A 20,268-nucleotide genomic window follows, 5' to 3' on the forward strand; every position below is an offset into this window, starting at 1 on the left:
GCGCGTTCGCCGTCACGAACCCGGGCGTGTCGCCCGCCTGGGTCAGGACTCGGCTGTCGGTCCCCGGTCCTCGAGCGCGTAGACGAAGGGGTCTGTGCGTGCGCGCAAAGGGTGTCGTGCCGATCAGAGCCCGCCGTCACCCGAATGCCGGGCGGCGTCGACGGGAGGTCTGCAGCGGTACAGGTCCGTCGGCGACGGGCGCCGGTGGAACGTCCCCGACACGACGTCGTGGAACGCCCGGACGAAGCGGCACTCTCCCGACAGCGCGACGGAGCGGACGGGGTCCGTCGCGTGCCCGCCCTGTGCGACCACGAGCACGCGCACCTCCCCGGACGCGATCATCCCGCGGATCGCGCTCGCCGTGAAGACCGGGACCGACCCGGAGTACCCGCCGTCGGTCAGCACACTGGTGCCGGTGCGGGAGATCACGGCGGCAGACAGGGACCACGAATCCGTCAGCATGAGGGGTCGTCCCGCGGCTCCACCGCCCTCCGCGCGCGCCAGGTCGACGACCTCCTGCTGCTGCCGGGAGAGGGTCGAATGGCCTCCGACGACCGCAGGTGCCGAGATGCGGAACCCCGTGTCCATCGATGACGGCACGGGAAGCCGGACGCCGACGGAGGCGTCGCCTCCCGAACCGTCGCGAGCCGCGTCCAGCGCTTGGAGGCTGAAGGAGGCCTGGCCCGACACGAGGGCGAGCGCGACCAGCAGGGGCAGCACGGGCCGGCCGCCCGGGCGCCGCAGCACGAGGCGTCGCAGCGACGGCACGACGAGGACGATGCCGGCCGCGATGCCGAGCAGGAGCAGTACCCCCGCTGCCGCGAACAGCACGGCGGGTTCGGAGCCGTCCGCGGCCAGTGCCACCGTCCAGCCGGATTGCGCGAGCACCACGCCGGGCAGAGCGAGCCGTGCGGCGCCGGTGCCGTGGAGCGCGAGACGGATGAGCTCACACCATCCGATCGCGGCGAGCAGGGCGAGCTGCACACCGATCGCGGCGACGTACGCCGTGTGGGGGAGATGGATGACGGACAGGACTGCGGCCGCCGTCGCGCACCAGGCGACGAGCCCGAGTCCGACGGCGAACGCCGCCCGGCCGTGGCGGCCCGTCCGCCGCCGTCTCGGCCCCCACCGCACGAACACGAGCACCGCCCCGGCGATCGCCGCCGGATAGAGCCAGCCGATCTGGGTCGCGTACTCCGGCGAGAGCAGCTTGGCGAGACCGCCCGCGGACGCCCGTCCCCCGGGGGCGATGAGGGCGGGGAGGACGCCGCCGTGGCCACCCGGCGCGGAGTGGAGGGCGCCGACGGCCCCCGGCACGGCGCCCGGGAGCAGGCGGTCGATGCCGTTGTAGCCGAAGACCATCGCGAAGACGTTGTCGTTCACGGAGCCGTCGATGAAAGGTCGGCCGGCAGCGGGAGTGAGCGCGATCGCCGTGATCCACGCGAGAGAGGCCGCTACGGCGCTCGCGACGAGAGCGGCACACGCCGCAAGCGCGCGGCGTCGGCGTGCGCGTGTGACGGCACCGGCGCAGAGGGTTCCGACCACGAGCGCGGGCAGGATGAACCAGGCTTGCATCATCTTCGCCTGGAACCCCACGCCCACGAACAGCCCGGCGACGAGCATCGGCCACACCCGACCGCTCAGCAGACCGCGCTGCCACCAGAGCAGCGCCAGGGCGAGGGCCATCGTGAGCAGCCCGTCCTCCATGGGGTGCCCGAACATCGAGACGAAGATCGGCGTGCTCGCGGCGCAGGCGGCCGCCAGGAGGCCCACCCGCGGACCTGCCCAGCGCAGGCCGATGAGCGACACGGCCCACACGGCGATGACGCCTTCGATCAGCTGCGGGAGGGCGAGCGCCGAGGTGGACATGCCGAACAGCGCGACCGAGGCGGCTTGGGGGACGGAGAACCCGCTCAGCTTGTCGAGCGTGACGGTCGCCGCCGGGTCGAAGGCGCCGAAGGCCAGCGCCCGCAGGGACTCGGACATGGAACGGGCGGACGCGGCGTAGAAGTCGAAGTCGCCGCCGCGAGCGAGGTTCCAGCCGGCGAGCACCGTGAACCCCGCGAGGATCAGGGCGAGGGCGAGCACGCGGCTCCGACGTTGCCGGCGCCACCGGGGCAGGGGTCGGGCGGGGGTCACGGGACGACGGTGGCAGACGGGGCTGCGAGGAGGCCCCGCCTCAGCCCCTTCCGTCTGAGGCTTCTCCCATTCCGGGCTGTGTGCCGGGCACCGGGCTGTGTGCCGGTGCGGCGACCGGCGGCCCGGCTCACCCCGTGCGATCGAGTCCCGCCGGACACGGGACGTCCTCGGGTCGGCCTGATCGGATCACGGAGCGCGCGGGGGAGCCGTGCTCGAACGGATGACCAGCTCGGGAACCGGGAGCTCGTCCGCCGGTGAGTCGCCGGTGCCCTCGATCTGCGCGAGCAGCACGGTGATCGCGCGCGTGCCGAGCGAGTCGAAGTCCTGCCGGACGGTCGTGAGCGGCGGCGAGTAGTGCCGTGCCTCCGGGATGTCGTCGAACCCGACGATGCTGAGCTGCTCCGGCACCGAGATGCCGAGGTCCGCCGCGGCATGGATCAGGCCGAGCGCCATCTGGTCGTTCGACGCGAAGACGGCGGAGAAGTCGGGGTGCTGCAGGATCTTGAGCCCGACCTCGTAGCCGAGGTCCGCTGTCCAGTCGCCCAGGATCGGGGCGGTGATCGGCAGGTCGTGGTCGGAGAGCTCGGCGAGGAACCCGTTCATCCGGTCCTCGGCCTCCTTCCAGTCCTGCGGCCCGGCGAGGTGGCGGATGCGCGTGTGGCCGAGTTCGATGAGGTGCCGGGTGGCGAGGCGGGCGCCGGCCATCTGGTCGAGTGCCGCGACATGCCCGTCGTCGGCACTCTCCCAGTGCAGGCTGACGAGAGGCATCCGCACCGTGACGCGCTGGAGGGCCTCATGGGCACGCTGCTGGGGCGCGATCACCACCACCCCCTCCACACCCTGCGCGACGAAGGCGTCGAGTGCGGCCTCGATGCTCTCGTCGTCCTCCCGGGCGAGCGTCGCGGTCACGATGGCGTATCCGCGGTTCCGTGCCGCCTCGTCGATGGCGGCCGCGGCGCTGAAGGGGCCGTAGTGGGAGCGGGTGGACACGAGCAGGCCGATCGTTCTCGAGCGCGCGGTCGCCAGTGCGCGTGCAGCGCTGTTGGGCCGCCACGAGTGCTCGTCGATCACCTTGCGGACCTGTGCCTCGGTGGACGGCTTGATGTAGCGCTCGCCGTTGAGCACCCGGGACACCGTCTGCCGCGACACGCCAGCCAACCGGGCGATGTCCCGGATCGAGAGCGCGCGCCGGTCGGCGGGCGGGGGTTCTTCCATGCGTCCTGATTCCGTCGAGAGGTCGGCTGCGCTGCCGGAGGAGTCGACCTGGTTCATCTTATTTGGCCGGGAGGCTTGACGAACGATGGGTGAGGGTCGTAGCGTCTAACCCGTTCTGGGACCGGTCTCATATATTGCGTACGGCCCAGCATACGACGAGGGAGTCACCGATGTCAGCAGTCCGATCGCACCGCAGCGGTCGCGCGTGCGACATCCCGTCGAGTGCTGGGCGTCGCGGGCGTGACGGTTCCGAGCCCGGCGAATCCGCGCGCATCGGGCGCACGGGTCGCCACACCGCTCGAAGGGAATCACAGTGAAGTTCAGGAAAGTCGCACTCGCCGCCGCGGCCCTCGGCGTCGCGGTCGCACTCGCCGCCTGCACAGGAGGGGGTCGCGGAGGCACCGGCTCGGGATCGGGCACCGACAACAAGGGCGCGCTCGTCGGAGTCGCGATGCCGACCAAGGTCTCCGAACGCTGGATCGCCGACGGCAACGCCGTCAAGTCCGACCTGGAGAAGGACGGGTACAAGGTCGACCTGGAGTACGCCAACAACGACATCCCCACTCAGGTCCAGCAGGTCAACACCATGATCACCAAGGGTGCCAAGGTGCTGATCATCGCCTCGATCGACGGGGGCTCGCTCACGGACCAGCTGGACGCCGCGGCCAAGGCCGGCATCAAGGTCATCTCGTACGACCGCCTGCTCACCGGCGACAAGAACGTCGACTACTACGTCTCCTTCGACAACTACAAGGTCGGTGTCTACCAGGCCAACTCGCTCCTCACCGGACTCGGTGTGCTCGACAAGGACGGCAAGCCCACGGGAACGAAGGGTCCGTTCAACATCGAGGTCTTCGCCGGCAGCCCGGACGACAACAACGCGACGTTCTTCTACAACGGCGCGATGGACACGCTGAAGCCGTACATCGCCGACGGGACACTGGTCGTGGGCAGCGGTCAGACCGCCTTCAACCAGGTCGCGATCCAGCGCTGGGACCCGGCGACGGCGAAGGCCAGGATGCAGGACCTGATCGCCAAGTCGTACTCCACCGGCGCGACCGTGCAGGGCGTGCTCTCGCCGTACGACGGCCTGTCCGACGGCATCCTGAGCGCGCTCGAGGGCGCCGGCTACGGGTCGGGCGGCAAGACGATCCCGGTCATCACCGGTCAGGACGCCGAGGTCGCGAGCGTCAAGCAGATCATCGCGGGAACCCAGTACTCGACGATCTACAAGGACACCCGCAAGCTGGCCAACGAAGCGGCCTCGATGGCGAACGACCTCCTCACGGGCAAGAAGCCGGAGGTCAACGACACGAAGAGCTACGACAACAAGGTCAAGGTCGTGCCGAGCTACCTGTTCCAGCCGGTGGTCGTGACGAAGGACAACTACAAGGAGATCCTGGTCGACAGCGGCTACTACAAGGAATCCGAACTGCAGTAGCAGCGGACCACAGGCCGGCGGGTGTGCCTCGAGCCCGCCCGCCGGCCCTCACCACGAGCAAGGGAGACCATGGCCCGCACGATTCTCGAGATGCGGAACATCTCGAAGAGCTTTCCCGGCGTGAAAGCGCTGCAAGACGTCTCGATCACCGTCGAAGAGGGATCCGTCCACGCGATCTGCGGTGAGAACGGCGCCGGCAAGTCCACCTTGATGAAGGTGCTGTCCGGCGTGTACCCGCACGGAACCTTCGAGGGCGAGATCGTCGTGAACGGCGAGCCTGTCGAGTTCCGGTCGATCAACGACTCGGAGGCGGCAGGCGTCGTCATCATCCATCAGGAGCTGGCGCTGTCGCCGTATCTGTCGATCGCCGAGAACATCTACCTCGGCAACGAACGCCAGAAGCGCGGCTTCATCGACTGGAACGCCACGAACCTCGAAGCCGCGAAGCTGCTCGAGCGCGTCGGCCTGAGCGACAATCCGATCACCAAGATCAAAGACATCGGCGTCGGCAAGCAGCAACTGGTCGAGATCGCCAAGGCGCTCTCCAAAGAGGTCAAGATCCTCATCCTGGACGAGCCGACCGCCGCGCTCAACGACGACGACTCCGCCCACCTGCTCGATCTCATCCGTCAGCTCCAGACGCACGGCATCACGTCGATCATCATCAGTCACAAGCTGAACGAGATCAAAGCCATCGCCGACCGCGTGACCATCATCCGCGACGGACGCACGATCGAGACGCTCGAGATGGGGGAGCGGGGAACCAGCGAAGAGCGCATCATCAAAGGCATGGTCGGCCGGGACGTCGCCAGCCGCTTCCCCGACCATGTCCCGCACACCGGCGCGGAACTGCTCCGCGTCGAGAACTGGACCGTGCACCACCCTCTCGATCGCACCCGCACGGTGGTCGACGATGTCAGCTTCTCGGTGCGCGAGGGCGAGATCGTCGGCATCGCGGGACTGATGGGCGCGGGGCGGACCGAGCTCGCCATGAGCATCTTCGGTCGCAGCTACGGGGTCGGGATCACCGGACAGGTCTATAAGAGGGGCGTACCGATCTCGGTCAGCACCGTGTCGAAGGCGATCGCGAACGGCATCGCCTACTCCACCGAGGACCGCAAACACTTCGGCCTCAACCTGATCGACAACATCCAGCGCAACATCTCCATCGCGGCTCTCGACAAGCTCGTCAACTGGTTCCACTTCGTCAACGAGCAGCGCGAGCGGCTCGTGGCCGAGGATTTCCGGCGGTCGATGAACATCAAGACGCCGAGCGTCCTGGCGATCACCGGAAAGCTGTCGGGGGGCAACCAGCAGAAGGTCGTGCTGTCGAAGTGGATGTACTCCGACCCGGACGTGCTGATCCTCGACGAGCCGACCCGCGGCATCGACGTGGGCGCGAAGTACGAGATCTACACGATCATCGACCGGCTCGCCGACCAGGGCAAGGGCATCGTCGTCATCTCCTCCGAGCTGCCCGAGCTGCTCGGCATCTGCGATCGCATCTACACCCTCAGCGAAGGCCGGATCACCGCCGACGTGCCGAGAGAGAAGGCGACCGCCGAATACCTCATGCAATTCATGACCCAGGAACGCGAGAAGAAGCACGCATGAAACCGTTTATCAACGCCCTCAGCTATCTGACCGGGCAGCTGCGCCAGATCGGCCTGTTCATCACCCTGATCGCGATCGTGATCTTCTTCCAGGTGGCGACCGGCGGCATCACCCTCGCCCCGATCAACGTGTCGAACCTGATCGTGCAGAACAGCTACATCCTGATCCTGGCGATCGGCATGGTCATGGTCATCATCGCCGGCCACATCGACCTCTCGGTCGGCAGCGTGGTGGCGTTCATCGGCGCGATGGCGGGAGTGTTCATCTCCCAATGGCATCTGCCCTGGCCGCTGGCCGTCGTGTTCTGCCTCGTCCTCGGCGCGCTCGTCGGCGCGTGGCAGGGGTTCTGGATCGCCTACTTCGGCATCCCCGCCTTCATCGTCACCCTCGCGGGGATGCTCGCGTTCCGCGGGGCGGCCCAGATCGCACTCGGAAACCAGCAGATCTCCTTCTTCCCGAAGGAGTTCCGTGCGATCGGCTCCGGTTTCCTGCCGACGTTCGGCACCACCGGGTATGAGCCCCTCACCATGGTCCTCGGCATCCTGGCGAGCATCGCGATCATCGCGAACGCGCTCCGTCAGCGGGCGGTCCGCCGCAAGTTCGACCTCGAAGACGAGCCGCTGTGGTGGTTCCTCGTCAAGCTCGCGTTCCTGGTGCTCCTGGTGCTGGTGATCACCGTGCTCCTCGCGAGCTACAACGGCACTCCCATCGTCCTCATCATCCTGGCGGTGCTCGTGATCGGCTACTCGGCGATCATGAACCGTTCCGTCTTCGGGCGGCACATCTACGCGATCGGAGGCAACCTCGCCGCCGCCGCGCTCTCGGGCGTCAAGACGAAGCGAGTGACGTTCCTGCTCTTCGTGAACATGGGCGTCCTGTCGGCGGTGGCCGGTCTGGTGTTCACGGCCGGTCTCAACCTGGCGAGTCCGAGCGCGGGCAACGGTTTCGAACTCGACGCGATCTCAGCGGTGTTCATCGGCGGTGCGGCCGTCACGGGAGGTATCGGCACCGTCCCCGGCGCGATCATCGGCGGCCTGATCATCGGAGTCCTCAACAACGGCATGTCGATCCTCGGAATCGACAGCGACTACCAGCTGCTCATCAAGGGCCTGGTGCTGCTGGCGGCCGTCGCGTTCGACGTCTACAACAAGCGCCGCTCCGTCACGGCGTAGCCGGTGGTGCCCGGACACGTGGTCTCGTGGGGGACCTGGCCGCCATCGCCGATGACTTCGATGGCGGCCAGGCGGCTCGTGTCGCTCAGGCGCTGTGGCGAGGGAGGAACACCCGCATCGTGCTCGGACCGTTGTTGCCCCAGCCGAAGTAGGGCTTCAACTCGAGGGTGCGCTCCTCGGCCCCGGAGACGATCCCGGGCTGCGGCGCGTACGGCCACTCGGCGCCGGGGCTGCGGACGACCGTGATCCGGGCCCGCGCTCCCGTCGGGGTGGCGGCGAGCGGGAGTCCGTCGTGGATGCGGATCTCGTCCACGTGCACGCCCTCCGGGAGGCCGGTCGACTCCGCGCAGAGCACCAGGGGGCCGCGCTCGACGGCGACCGTCCCGCGCACGGCGTCGATGCCGGGCGCCGGGTACGCGAACCGGGGCTCCATCGGCAGCGACAGGCGGATCGGATCCTCCGGAGCGAACCGGGCGCGGATGCGGACGTAGCCGTCGACGGCGGTGTGATCGGTGCCCGCGTGGGTCACGCGCGCCGAATGCGCCCAGGCCGGCACCCTGACGGCGATCTCGACCTCCCCGTCCGACCGCGCGGCGATGACGATCTCGCCTCCGAAGGGGTACCCGTTCGTCCGCATTTCGAGCTCGACGGTCACGCCGCCGCCCGTTCGCGTGGCGAGTTCGGCGTCCGCCAACTGGTGCAGCTGAACGCCGTCGTGGGTGGCGGTCGCGATGTACGAGCCCACGCTCGCGAGCGTGCGAGCGAGGTTCGTCGGGCAGCAGGAGACCTCGAACCAGGGTGCTCGGAGGCTGGACTCCGCCCGCTCGCTCAGCTCGTCGTCGGCGGGGACCGTGCCCTGCACCCGCTGGTGGAGCGTGTTCGCGTAGTAGAACGCCCTGCCGTCCTCGCGCGGCGAGACGAGGATCGCGTTGTAGAGCGTCCGCTCGATCAGGTCGGCGTACTTGCTCTCACCGGTGGCCAGCAGCAGCCGCCAGCTGAGCATGACCGACCCGATCGCCGCGCACGTCTCCGCGTAGGCCCGATCCGGAGGCAGCTCGAGGTCGGCACCGAATTCCTCGTTCTGATGGTGGGCACCGACGCCGCCGGTGATGTAGGTGCGGGAGGCCACGGTGTTCGCCCACTGGCGTTCGACGGCGGCCAACAGCTCCGCGTCGCCACGCTCCGCCGCGACGTCCGCCGCTCCGGAGGCCAGATACATGGCTCGCACGGCGTGACCGCGCAGTCGATCCGACGACCGCACCGGCTGGTCGTCGAGGAAGTAGTCGCTTCCCTGGAACAGCGTGGTCTTCAGCCGACGCCTCCCCCGGCGTTCGACGAGGACGGCCGCGAGGTCGATGTACCGGGGCTCCGACAGCGCGCGGCCGAGCTCGACGAGTGCGGTCTCGATCTCGGGATGGCCGCAGACGGCGTCGCGTCCGCCTGGTCCGAACTCCGCGTGGACGTGTTCCGCGAGCCGGCGTGCGACCTCCACGATCGTGTCGTGGCGGCCGCTGCGCACGCGGGCCACGGCGGCCTGGAAGAGGTGGCCGAAGCAGTAGAGCTCGTGGCCGAACTCGAGGTCGGAGTAGCGCGCCCGCTGACCCGGTCGGCCGAACGATGTGTGGAGGTAGCCGTCCGGCTCCTGGGCCGCCGCCACCCGGGCGACGAGTCGGTGATAATCCGCTTCGAGCTCCGAGCCCGGATCGCGGCCCAGCTCCCAGGCCATGGCCTCCAGCAGTTTGTAGACCTCCGAGTCGACGAACTCGATGCCGTCGTGGTGCTCGGCGACGGTGCCCGCTGCAGCGCGGTCGAAGTTGGCGATCCAGCCGATGCGTTCCATCCAGCTCAGACAGTGCCGGATGATCGTGCGACCGTTGAGCTCCTGCTTGTCGCCCCAGAAACCCCCGGTGATGCGGAGTTCGTCCGGGCCCAGGGGGCGCAGGGCGGAGCGGGTGGGGCTCACGGGGCCGCCGCGGCGGACGGCGCTGATCGTGTCGGTCATCGTTCTCCTGGTCATGCGGTGCGGCCGCCGCGCTGAGCGGCGTCGGAACGCAGGGTGAGGTAGGCGGCGGCAGTCCAGCTGTAGGCGCGGTCGCGCAGGCCCGCCCCGGTTCGCGCATCGAAGTTCTCTGCGAATCCGGAGGTCTCGCAGAGTGCCCGGAAGCGCGCGCTGATCTCGTCGGCCAGGATGGTGCGCCCGGCTCGGCGGAGTCCGTCCTCGATCAGGGCGGTGGATGGTGCCCAGATCGGGCCGCGCCAGTAACCGTCGTCCTCGTACTCGGGCGAGCCGACCGGTTCGGTGGCCGGCCCCCACGCCGTCAGATGCTCGCCGATCCGTCGCTCGAGCGCATCGGCGATCTCTCGCGGCAGCAGTTCCCCGAGCACGATGGGGAGGCAGTTGAGGAGGCTGTTGGCCGGAGCGGCCTCGCCCGTCGTTGCGAGCCGTGCGACGAAGCGCTCGCCGGTCCACAGCTCCTCGAAGAGGGCCGCGGTCAGATCGCCTTCGGCGGCCTCCCACTCGAGTGTCGAGCGGCCGAGCCTGCGGCCGAGCTCGTGGAGTTCTCGGAGCTGGAGGATGAGGAAGCTCGCCAGGTCGGGCGACTCGACGACGCCGCCCGCGTCGAAGGTGGTCGAGTTGTCCCAGCCGCTGTCGTTGCCGTGCTGATAGTACGGCAGGCGGTGGCCGGGACGGCGCCGGTGATCGAGCCAGAAGCGCGTCCAGGCGCTGAGGTGCTCGTAGACGCTGGTGAGCTCCGCCTCCGTGTACGCGTCGCCGGTGCGGCGGCGCAGCTGCGCGAACGCCCAGCCGTGGATGGGCGGCTTGACGAAGTTGTAGAGCACTTCGGAGTGCGTCACCGAGTCGGGGATCGCGCCCGTCGCCTCCTGGTGGTCGAAAGGGACCAGGAACTGGTCGAGTGCGGCCCGGGGATCGGCGCCGGCGAGGGCGATGGCGTTGAAGCAGTGGTCCCAGCTCCAGACCTTGTCCATCCAGTGCTTGGACATCAACACGGCCTCGCGCCGCACGAACCCGGCCGGAGCGACCGTGGCCGACCACAGCACGTACGCGGCCTTGATCGCGCCGTCGTCGATGTCCGCTCCGTGCAGCCCGTCGAGGTACTGCGCGAACTCCTGCCGTCGCGCGGCGGCGAGGTCGTCGAACCGCGCCGAGACATCGGGTCGCGGCGCGGCCGCGCCGATCTCCTCCACGAGGACCTCCCACGCGCCCTCGGCGCCGAACTCGATCGAGCGCGAGTTCTGCCCGAGCGCACCGACACCGGTCGTCGTGGGCGATCCCTCCACGACGGTGAAGCGGTATCGTCGGCCGGACTCGTAGCTCGTGAGGGTGAGCGCGCCGTCGACGGGGTCCTCGAAGAGGTAGCCGCCCGTGAACGGGGTGAGCTGGTCGCCCGCGACGAACCGCAGCCCGAACCCCCGCCCGCGAAAGCGGATGCCCCGGCCGGAGGCGAAGACGGCCTGGGCCTCCCCGGCACCCGTTCGCCAGGAGAGCGTCGCAGCCGTGGCGATCACCTGCGGTTCCTCGGCCCCGTCCACCCCGACGGGCACCAAACGGAAGATCGGGTGCATGCCGCCGGTGTGGGTGACCAGATGCACCTCGGGGGAGCTTCTGTGCAGACCGATGACGCGGGACAGGTCGAGCCAGGAGCCGCGGAGCGAGAACGGGATCTCGCCGATGTCGAACGCGAACTGATCGAGGAGCGTCATGTCAGTCCTTCACCGCCCCGGCAGTGACGCCCGCTGCGACGTACTTCTGGGCGAGGACGAGGAGCACGGCTGCCGGGATGGAGGCCACCACGGCAGTGGCCATGATCGCGTTCCACTCCTGGTTGTTGTTGCCGATGTACCTGTAGATGCCGAGGGTGATCGTCTGCAGGGTGCCTCCGCTGTTCAGGGTCGACGAGAAGGTGAAGTCGGACCAGGCCCACAGGAACGCGAAGAGCGACACCGTGACGATCGCGTTGCGGCTCACCGGGAGGACGATCGAGCGGAAGGTGCGCCACGTGCCTGCTCCGTCGATCTTCGCCGCGCTCATCAGCTCGTCGGGGATCCCCGCCATGAAGGCCGAGAAGATCAGCACTCCGAACGGCACCGCCAGAGTCGAGTCGGCGATGATCAGGCCCCAGATCGTGTTGAGGATGCCGAGGTTGAGGTAGATGGCATAAAAGCCCATCGCCATGATGATGCCGGGGATCATCTGCGCGATCAGCAGCACGAAGTCGAGGACCCCACGGCCCCTCGGACGCAGCTTCGCGAGCGAGAAGGCGGCCGGGGCCGCGAGGGCGATGGTCAGGACGACCGTGCCGAGGCCGATGATCAGGCTGGTGCCGAGGTACGGCAGCTGCTGGCTCAGCACGGCCTGGTAGCCCTCGAAGGTGGCGTGGACCGGGAAGAGGTCGGGCGGGCTTTTGCGCATCTCGGTCGTCGGGGTGAGCGAGACGTTGATCATCCAGTAGACGGGGAACAGCATGATCGCGGTCAGCACCACCCCGACCACGGTCTTCCACCACGGCCGCCTGCCGTTCATGAGATGTCCTGCTTTCGCTGCGTGCGGATGTAGATGAACCCGAAGATCAGGGCGATCACGATCAGCACATTGCCGACCGCTGCCGCGGGGCTGAAGTCGGGCAGCGTGGAGGCGAACCCGAGTTGGTACGACCAGGTCGCGAAGGTCGTCGACGCGGTGCCCGGGCCGCCTCGCGTCATGATCCAGATGATGTCGAACACCTTGAGGGTGTAGATTAGGCCCAGCAGCAGGGTGATCGCCGAGACCGGCTTGAGCAGCGGGAAGGTGACGCGCCAGAACTTCTGCCAGCCGTTCGCGCCGTCGAGGGCGGCGGCCTCGTAGAGGTCCGTGGGGATGTTCTGGAGACCGGAGTAGATAATCACCAGGTTGAACGGGATGCCGATCCAGATGTTCGCGATGATGACACTGGTCAGGGCCCAGTCCGGCGAGGTCAGCCAGTTGATGCCGGGCAGACCGATGGCCTGCAGGAACGCGTTGACGACGCCGGAATCGCTGTTGAGCATCCACGACCACGTGGAGGCCGACACGATGAGGGGCAGCAGCCACGGGACCAGGAACAGGGCCCGCAGGGTCGCGCTCAGCCGGAAGTGCTGGTGGAAGAACACGGCGAGAGCCATTCCGATCGTGAACTGGAACACGATGGAGATGACAGTGAAGAGGGCGGTGTGCAGGAACGCCGGACCGAACGTCGGACTCTGGAACACCGAGATGTAGTTGTCGAAGCCCACGAACGGCGCGTCGCCCATCACGAACGAGCGCACCGTGTAGTCGCGGACGCTCAGCTCGATGTTGCGATACAGCGGGTAGGCGTAGAAGACGGCGAGGTAGATCACGACAGGGGCGAGGAACGCCCACGCTGGCCACTGCCCGGTGCGCCGCCTGCGCCGTCGGGACCGGGGCGGGGTGTCGCCGCGCGCCACCCCGCCGTGGTCTCCGACAGAACCGGGCGGCACTGTCTGAATGGTTGTCATCGGTTTGCCTTACTCGGGTTGCGCGTCGGCGCTACTTCGTAGCGGCCGCCGCTGCCGTCTGGGCGGCCTTGAGTGCGTCGGCGGGGGACTGGGAACCGCTCAGCGCGTTCTGCACGGCACCCCAGAGCTGCTGCGAGATTTTCGGGTACTTCGTGCCGAGGTTGTCGCTGGTGCGGCCCTTGGCCGCGGCGACGGCCTCGACCCAGGGCTTCAGCTCCGGGTCGGCCGCGACCTGCTTCTCCCGCGCGGCCGTGGTGGGCGCGATGTAGGAGAGGGTGGTGTCGGTCTTCACGAAGTTCTAGGTGCTGGTGAGGCAGTCGGCGATCTTCTTGGAGGTCGCGTACCGCCCGGTGTCCTTCTGCACCGGGATCGTCATGAACTCGCCGCCTGTCGGAGCCGGCGCGGAGCCACCGTCGATGCCCGGGATGCTCAGGATGCCGTAGTCGATCCCGGCCTTCTTGACGTTGCCGAGCTGCCAGGTGCCGTTCTCGCCGAAGGCGAAGTCGCCGGTCGCGAACTCCTGCCACGACGTGGTCTGGGTGTTGTTGATCACGGAGTTGGGAGCGTAGCCCTGCTTCACCCAGTCGGTCCACAGCGACAGCGCCTGTACGGCCTTGTCGGAGTCGAGCTGCTTGAGGTTGGCGCCGGAGCCCCAGAACCACGGCAGGAACTGGAAGCTGCCCTCTTCGGTGCCGATCGCCGAGAAGGTGATGCCCTTCTTGCCCGCGGCCTTCACCTTGGCGAGAGCGGCGGTCAGGCTGTTCCAGTCCTTGATGGTGGACACATCCACGCCCGCGGTGTTCAGCACGGCCTTGTTGTAGTACAGGGCCAGCGTGTTCGCGCCGATCGGAACGCCGTACGTCTTCCCGTCGAGCTCGCCGGCGGCCAGGATGTTCTTCTGGATGTCCGAGGTGTCGAGCTTGTTCTCAGCGGTGGTCGTGAGGATGCCGGCCTCGGCCAGGGTCGAGACAACCGGGTTGTCGACCAGGAGCAGGTCGGGGGAGCTGCCCTGCTGCCCGGCGAGGAGGGCCTTGTTGGTGAGGTCGCTCGTGTCGTAGCCGGTGCGCTTGACGGTGACCCCGGCGTCCTCGCCACACTGCTCGACCAGCTTCGTCCAGTCTGCGGACGCGTCGAACTGGGGATAGGGGTCCCAGAACGTGTACGTGCCGCCTGCGCTGCTGCTGGAGCCGGGGCTCGAGCTGGAGCAGGCCGACACGCCGCCGATCACGGCGGCCGTGAGCACGGCGGCGCCGATGAGCCGGGTGCGCTTGTTTGCGATCACAGTATTCCTCCTTGAATCGTGTACTGCTGTTCGGGTGTCGCGGGAGCGATGCTCTGCTGCGTTGTAGGGATCGGGTTACTCGGTGCTCCCGCGGATGGTGAGTTCGGGTGCGATGAAGCGCGTCACCGGTGCTCCTGCGAGCTCGGGCGATGCGATCCTGCGCACCAGGTGCCGGACCGCTTGCTGGCCCAGCTGATCGGGGGAGCTCTCGATCGCCGTGTAGGGGAGCGAGAAGGCTCGACCGAAGTCTTTGGAGTAGAGACTGACCACCGACAGATCCTCCGGCACACGAGTCCCGCGCGCCGCCAGCACGGGCGGCAGTGCTGCGATGGTGGCGTCGTTGTGGACGATCATGGCGGTCGCGGTCGGGCGGGCGTCGAGGATGGCGTTGATCGTCTGCCCGATGGCCGGCTGCTTCGCCTCGCCGAAGTACGGATGCATCTGCAGGCCGTACCGGGCGCCTCGCTCCAGCGCCGCGTCGCGGAAGCGCCAGCCGTAGGCCCCGCCGCGGTCGAAGACGTGCCGCGGAGGAGAGACGACGATGATCTCGCGGTGCCCGAGCTCGTGGAGGTGATCGACGAGGATCCGCGCCGACTCGCCGAAGTCGAGGTCGAACACGTCCAGTCCCTCGGTGTGCTTGGGGAGGCCGACGAGTGCTCCCGGCTGGGGCGCGGCGCGCAGGGTGTCCAGCCGCGGATCCTCGTGGACGACATCAAGCAGGACGACCCCGTCGACCATCCCCGCGCTGGTGACTCGGCGGAGTGCGGCCGTCGCGTCGGCTTCGGTCACGAGCAGGATGTCGTAGCCGAGCTCGCGTGCGGTGTCGGACACCGGCAGGACGTACTGCAGCATGGCCGGCGCGAACTCGTCCTGGTGGAACTGGGTGAGCAGCCCGATGACCATGGTCTGGGACGTGGCGAGTGCTCGTGCGCCGGCGTTGGCGGTGAAGCCCAGAGTCGCGATCGCTTCGTCGATTCGCGCACGTGTCGACGGCGAGATCGGTCGTTTGCCCGACAGCGCATAGGAGACCGTGCTGGGTGACACGCCCGCGTGGCGGGCGACATCCGTGATGGTGATGGCCATCGCGTCTCCTTTCATCGTCGAACCGGTTCGACAACTGTAGCGGCGCTGGAGGAGAAAGACAAGTCGAAGCGGTTCGACGATTCTTCACGGTCGGATCGTCCGCTCCCCGTCCGTGCGCGGGCGGGCGGCGCCGCCGCTCGCGGCTGGCCGATGCTCCCCGGTCAGGCGACCGGGCGTGTGCTCCCCCGATCGACCAGACGCGGCTCGATCAGGCGGACGATCGGGGCTCCCGCCCGCTCCGGATCGGCGATCCGCGTGACCAGCTGGCGGACGGCGAGCTCGCCCAGCCGATCCGGGGAGGTCTCCACGGCTGTGTACGGCAGCGAGAACGTCTGGCCGAAATCCCGCGAATAGACCCCGACGACGGAGAGGTCGTCCGGTGCGCGCACGCCGCGCTTGTGGAGGTACGAGGGCAGCGCGGCGATCATGGCGTCGTTGTGCACGATGAGTCCGGTGGCGGTCGGGGCGGTGGCGAAGGCCGCGTCGAACGCGGTGTCGATGCCGGGCTGGCGCGAGTCGCCGTAGAGTGCGGAGATCCGGATGCCATACCGCGCCGCCCTGTCGACGGCCGCGTCCCGGAAACGCCAGGCGTAGGAGCCGCCGCGCTCGTAGACGTGACGGGGCGGCGTGATGAGGACGAGTTCCGTGTGACCGAGCGCGGCGAGGTGGTCGACGGCCAGGCGGGCCGCCTCGCCGAAATCGAGGTCGTAGGAGTCGAAACCGGCGCTGTCCCTGGCGTAGCCGATGAGCACCGCCGGCTGGGCGGCCTCCCGCAGCGGCTCGAGCCGGACGTCGTCGTAGGTCACGTCGAGCAGCACGACGCCGTCGACCATGCGCGAAGAGGTCGTCCGCCGCACCGCTTCGACGAGGTCGGTGTCGGTCACCATCAGCAGGTCGAAGCCGTCTTCGCGGGCCGTCGTCGACACCGGGAGCACATACTGCAGCATGGCCGGGGCGAACTCGTCGTCCTGGAACTGCAGGTACAGGCCCAGCACATTCGTCTGCGCGGTCGCCAGCGCCCGTGCTCCGGCGTTCGGGGTGAAGCCGAGATCGTCGATGGCCGCCTGGATCCGGGCCCGGGTCTCGTCCGAGATCATGCGCTTGCCCGAAAGGGCGTACGACACCGTGCTCCGCGACACTCCGGCAGCGCGGGCCACGTCGCCGATCGTTGCTGCCATCTGTCCTCCGGTAAGGGTCTGCTGATTGTTTCACGTCGTGAGGATGTGCGCAGCGATGCGGTGAGAGGGTCGTCGAATCGGTTCGCCAGATTTCCTTGACGTTCTGCCGATCGAAGGTCTAACTTTCCTCCTGAGTGCATCGAACCGGTTCGACGCACGATCTCGAACGGACCGCGTTCACTGTCGCGGCCGCTTCATCACTGATTGAGCAATGGAGAACAATCATGTCTGATACTCGATCGGATCGGTCGTCCGCGCCGATCCGGGGTGCTGATCCCTCGCCCCGCCGCTCCCGGATCCCGACCGCGCGCCGCGTCACCGCGACCGTCGCCGGATTCGCACTCGTCGCCGCAGGAGGGGTGCTCGCCTCGACGCTCCCCGCCGCGGCTGCGCCCGCCGCCGCCTCGACACTCACCGTTCAGGCCGACCAGCCTTTCCGCCCGGTGTCCCACGTCGGCACCGGCTCCTTGTACGGACTCGCCGACGCGACGACGCCGTCCGACGGACTGGTGCAGGCGATCAAGCCCACCGAGTTCGTCATGAAGCCGATCGGCGGCAAGCAGCAGCCCACCGGCGACATCGGCCAGACCTGGCAGAAGGCCGACGCGGCCGGCGCGAAGGTCGTCGACCGGCTCGCGGACTACTACCCGGGCTGGCCCTACCAGTTCAGTTGGAGCAACTGGGACCAGTTCGTGACCGATCAGATCCAGCAGGTCAAGGCCTCCGGCATGACGAACCTCTCGGCGTGGGCACCGTGGAACGAGCCGGACGGAACGTGGCTGGCCTCCAACGGGACGTTCGAGGACTTCTGGACGCACACGTACCGTCTGATCCGCAGCCTCGATCCGACGACACCGATCCAGGGGCCGAGCTTCTCGGACAACATCAGCGACATGCAGAACTTCCTGAACAACGCGGTCGCGACGAACACCGTGCCGGACGTGCTCGCCTGGCACGAGCTGGCCGGCTCGTCGTTGATCGCGGGCGACGTCGCCAAGGTGCAGGGGATGGAGGACGCCCTCGGCATCCAGCGCCGACCCATCGACATCGAGGAGTACGCCGCGCCCGCCGAGGTCGGCATCCCGGGTTCGCTGGTCGGCTACGTGGCGAAGTTCGAGCGCCTGGGCATCCGCGACGCCGAGCTGGCGTTCTGGAACCAGTCCGGCGCGCTCGGCGACCTGCTCACCGGCCAGGGCGGCAGCCCGAACGGCGCGTACTGGCTCTACAAGTGGTACGCGGACATGAACGGCGACATGGTCACCACCACGCCGCCCGGCAACAACAACTTCGACGCTGCGGCGTCCGTCACCGCCGACAAGAAGGAGGTCGACGTCATCACCGGTGGCGCATCGGGCACCGCGGGCATCCGCGTCGCCGGCCTCGACAAACTGGCCGTCGGCTCGAAGGTGAACGTGAAGCTCGAGTTCACCCCGTCGTACGGCCGGACCGTCGCGGTCGCCGGGCCCACGACCATCTCGACGACCACCTACCAGGTCGGCAGCGACGGCTCCATCACCGTGCCCGTCGTGATGAACCCGGCCTACGGCTACCACATCGTCGTGACGCCGGCGAGCCAGACCACCGACCTCTCCGGCACCTACTCGATCTCGAACCTGAACAGCGGCCTCGCGCTCGACACCCAGGCCGGCGGCACGGACGCCGGCACGGCGGTCGTGCAGAACACCGCGGCGGCCGGCGGCAGTGCCACCCAGACGTGGAAGCTCGTCTCCGCCGGTTCCGGTCTCTACAAGATCGTCAACCCCGCGACCGGCCTGGTGCTCGGCGTCCAGGGCGGCGGGACGGCGACGGGCGTGCCCGCCGTCATCTGGGGCGACAGCGGCACCGACGACCACCTCTGGCAGGTCGTGCCGGACGGCAAGGGCGACTACCGGTTCGAGAACTACGGAACGGGTCTGGTCCTGGGGGTCGCCGGCATGAGCACGACCGCAGGCGCGGGTGTCGTGCAGTGGACGGACGGCTCGGTCACCTCGGGCTGCACAGCGACCGGCCCCCGTCAGCCCGGCAAGATCGGCTCGGCGCTGTCGTTCTGCGACAGCAGCGCGTATGCGCAATTGCCGACCGGCGCGGTGAGCGGCCTGACCGGTGACTACACGGTCTCGGCGTGGGTGAACCCGGCGAGCAACACCTCCTGGCAGCGGCTGTTCGACATCGGCTCCGGCAGCAACGCCAGCATGTTCGTCACCCTCAACGACGGCACCGAGCTGCGCTACGCGATCACCACCAGCGGAGGAGGCGGCGAGCAGCGACTCAACAGCAGCACGAAGACGCTGCCGCTGAACCAGTGGTCTCTCGTGACCGTGACCGTCGCCGGCACGACCGGGACGCTCTACGTGAACGGGCAGGTCGTCGCGACGAACGCGAACATGACGATCCACCCGTCGGCGTTCGGGCAGAGCACGAGGAACTACATCGGCAAGTCGCAGTACAGCAGCGACCCCGCACTGAACGCGACCGTGGACGACTTCAACATCTACAGCCGTGCCCTCAGTGCGGCCGAGGTGGCGGCGCTCGCCTCCGGTCAGGCGGGCGCGGGCGACGTCGTCCACTACGCCTTCGACGAGGCCGGCGGCGCGACGTTGGTGGACTCGTCCGGCAGCGGTCGCAACGGCACCGTCGTGGCCGGGACCTCGGCGGCGGCGAACACGTCGGCCACCGACGCTCAGACCGCCGACCACTTCTGGACGCTGCACGCGCTGAGCGCGCCCACCGCGCCCACCGGTGCGACGCCGACGGCGACCCCCTCGGCGGTCACGGTCGGCTGGACGGCACCGGCGGATGACGGCGGCACCCCGATCACGGGCTACCGGATCTTCCGGCAGGGCGTTGCGGACCCGGTCGCCTCCGTGGGAGCCGACGCCACCTCCGCAACGGTCACGGGCGTCTGGCCGGGCGACACCGCGTCGTTCGGTGTGACCGCCGTCAATGCGGCGGGCGAGAGCGCCGAGTCCACGCTCAGCGCTCCGGTCACCGTGCCCGACGGCGCGACGAGCAAGCCGGGCCAGGCGGCCCTGTCGAACGACAACGGCTGGGACACCGGGCTCCAGGACGGCAGCTACAACGTCGTCATGAACCTGTGGTGGGGCGAGGAGGGGTCGATCTACCGGCTCTACGAGAACGGGACCCTGATCGCCACCAAGCAGCTGACCTTCGGCGGCGTCGGTGCCCAGAACGTCTCCATCCCGGTCACCGGGAAGACGAACGGCACCTACGTCTACACGGCGCAGCTGGTGAACAGCAAGGGAACCACCGCGACCACCAGCACCACCGTCAAGGTGACCCAGGCGAACCCGGGTACGCCGGTTCTCAGCAACGACGACTGGAACGGCGGCGGCACTTACACCGTCACGGCGAACATGTGGTGGGGGACCAACGCGACCTCCTACACGTTCTCCGAGAACGGCGTCGTCGTCGGCCGGGGCGACCTGACCGCGAACACGCCGAACGCCCAGGCGGCCACGCTGAAGGTCGAAGGCAGGGCGAAGGGGACCTACACCTACACGGTCGCCTTCACCAACGCCGCGGGCACCACGACCAGCAAGACGATGACGGTGACCGTCGTCAAGTAGCACCATGCGAAGCAGGGCCGGCATCACCGCCGGCCCTGCTTCG

General features: G+C 68.5%; 14 protein-coding genes. 4 read left to right on the forward strand and 10 right to left on the reverse strand.

The features are described 5' to 3' along the window. Positions 1–123: 123 nt before the first annotated feature. Both IT072_RS03950 and IT072_RS03955 read right to left on the reverse strand, forming a co-directional pair. Entirely contained in the window at positions 124–2,088 is a 1,965-nt protein-coding gene (locus tag IT072_RS03950) for an ArnT family glycosyltransferase (protein WP_223359551.1), read from the reverse strand. Positions 2,089–2,325: 237 nt separating this feature from the next. After that, the gene (locus tag IT072_RS03955) at positions 2,326–3,354 is read right to left on the reverse strand and encodes a LacI family DNA-binding transcriptional regulator (RefSeq protein WP_223359553.1); all 1,029 of its coding nucleotides are present in this window, start codon (positions 3,352–3,354) and stop codon (positions 2,326–2,328) included. A 313-nt stretch (positions 3,355–3,667) separates the two neighbouring features. Here IT072_RS03955 and chvE point away from each other — a divergent pair, with 313 nt between their 5' ends. From chvE to mmsB, 3 genes are all read left to right on the forward strand, one after another. After that, entirely contained in the window at positions 3,668–4,795 is a 1,128-nt protein-coding gene (gene chvE / locus IT072_RS03960; protein WP_223359555.1) for a multiple monosaccharide ABC transporter substrate-binding protein, read from the forward strand. 69 nt (positions 4,796–4,864) lie between these two features. After that, on the forward strand, positions 4,865–6,409 hold the full coding sequence (gene mmsA, locus IT072_RS03965; protein WP_223359557.1) for a multiple monosaccharide ABC transporter ATP-binding protein: 1,545 nt from the start codon (positions 4,865–4,867) through the stop codon (positions 6,407–6,409). Next, positions 6,406–7,581: a multiple monosaccharide ABC transporter permease gene (gene mmsB, locus IT072_RS03970; RefSeq protein ID WP_223359558.1), complete on the forward strand. Its 1,176-nt coding sequence runs from the start codon at positions 6,406–6,408 to the stop codon at positions 7,579–7,581. The genes mmsA and mmsB overlap by 4 nt, the downstream gene beginning before the upstream one ends. Positions 7,582–7,666: 85 nt before the next feature. Here mmsB and IT072_RS03975 read toward each other — a convergent pair whose 3' ends face one another. The 8 genes from IT072_RS03975 to IT072_RS04010 all read right to left on the reverse strand — a co-directional run bounded on the left by IT072_RS03975 (position 7,667) and on the right by IT072_RS04010 (position 16,638). Continuing rightward, positions 7,667–9,583, reverse strand: a complete 1,917-nt coding sequence (locus tag IT072_RS03975; RefSeq protein WP_223359560.1) for a glycoside hydrolase family 127 protein — start codon at positions 9,581–9,583, stop codon at positions 7,667–7,669. An 11-nt stretch (positions 9,584–9,594) separates the two neighbouring features. Then, complete coding sequence (locus IT072_RS03980) at positions 9,595–11,304, reverse strand: amylo-alpha-1,6-glucosidase (protein WP_223359561.1); 1,710 nt, start codon at positions 11,302–11,304, stop codon at positions 9,595–9,597. 1 nt (position 11,305) lies between these two features. Next, on the reverse strand, positions 11,306–12,124 hold the full coding sequence (locus tag IT072_RS03985; protein WP_223359563.1) for a carbohydrate ABC transporter permease: 819 nt from the start codon (positions 12,122–12,124) through the stop codon (positions 11,306–11,308). Then, positions 12,121–13,095, reverse strand: a complete 975-nt coding sequence (locus IT072_RS03990) for a carbohydrate ABC transporter permease (RefSeq protein WP_223359565.1) — start codon at positions 13,093–13,095, stop codon at positions 12,121–12,123. The genes IT072_RS03985 and IT072_RS03990 overlap by 4 nt, the downstream gene beginning before the upstream one ends. Positions 13,096–13,126: 31 nt before the next feature. Then, a complete protein-coding gene (locus IT072_RS03995) occupies positions 13,127–13,387 on the reverse strand; it encodes a hypothetical protein (protein WP_223359566.1) in 261 nt (86 codons plus the stop codon). A 6-nt stretch (positions 13,388–13,393) separates the two neighbouring features. Further along, positions 13,394–14,377, reverse strand: a complete 984-nt coding sequence (locus tag IT072_RS04000) for a sugar ABC transporter substrate-binding protein (protein ID WP_223359567.1) — start codon at positions 14,375–14,377, stop codon at positions 13,394–13,396. A 75-nt stretch (positions 14,378–14,452) separates the two neighbouring features. After that, positions 14,453–15,460 (reverse strand): LacI family DNA-binding transcriptional regulator, encoded by a 1,008-nt coding sequence (locus tag IT072_RS04005; protein ID WP_223359568.1) that lies wholly within the window; start codon positions 15,458–15,460, stop codon positions 14,453–14,455. 161 nt (positions 15,461–15,621) lie between these two features. Beyond that, positions 15,622–16,638: a LacI family DNA-binding transcriptional regulator gene (locus IT072_RS04010; protein WP_223359569.1), complete on the reverse strand. Its 1,017-nt coding sequence runs from the start codon at positions 16,636–16,638 to the stop codon at positions 15,622–15,624. A gap of 224 nt (positions 16,639–16,862) precedes the next feature. On the opposite strand from IT072_RS04010, the gene IT072_RS04015 reads away from it, so the two are divergent. Beyond that, on the forward strand, positions 16,863–20,225 hold the full coding sequence (locus tag IT072_RS04015) for an RICIN domain-containing protein (RefSeq protein ID WP_223359570.1): 3,363 nt from the start codon (positions 16,863–16,865) through the stop codon (positions 20,223–20,225). Positions 20,226–20,268 lie beyond the last annotated feature (43 nt).

Origin of the sequence: Leifsonia sp. ZF2019 (assembly GCF_019924635.1) — a bacterium.
Lineage (GTDB): Bacteria > Actinomycetota > Actinomycetes > Actinomycetales > Microbacteriaceae > Leifsonia.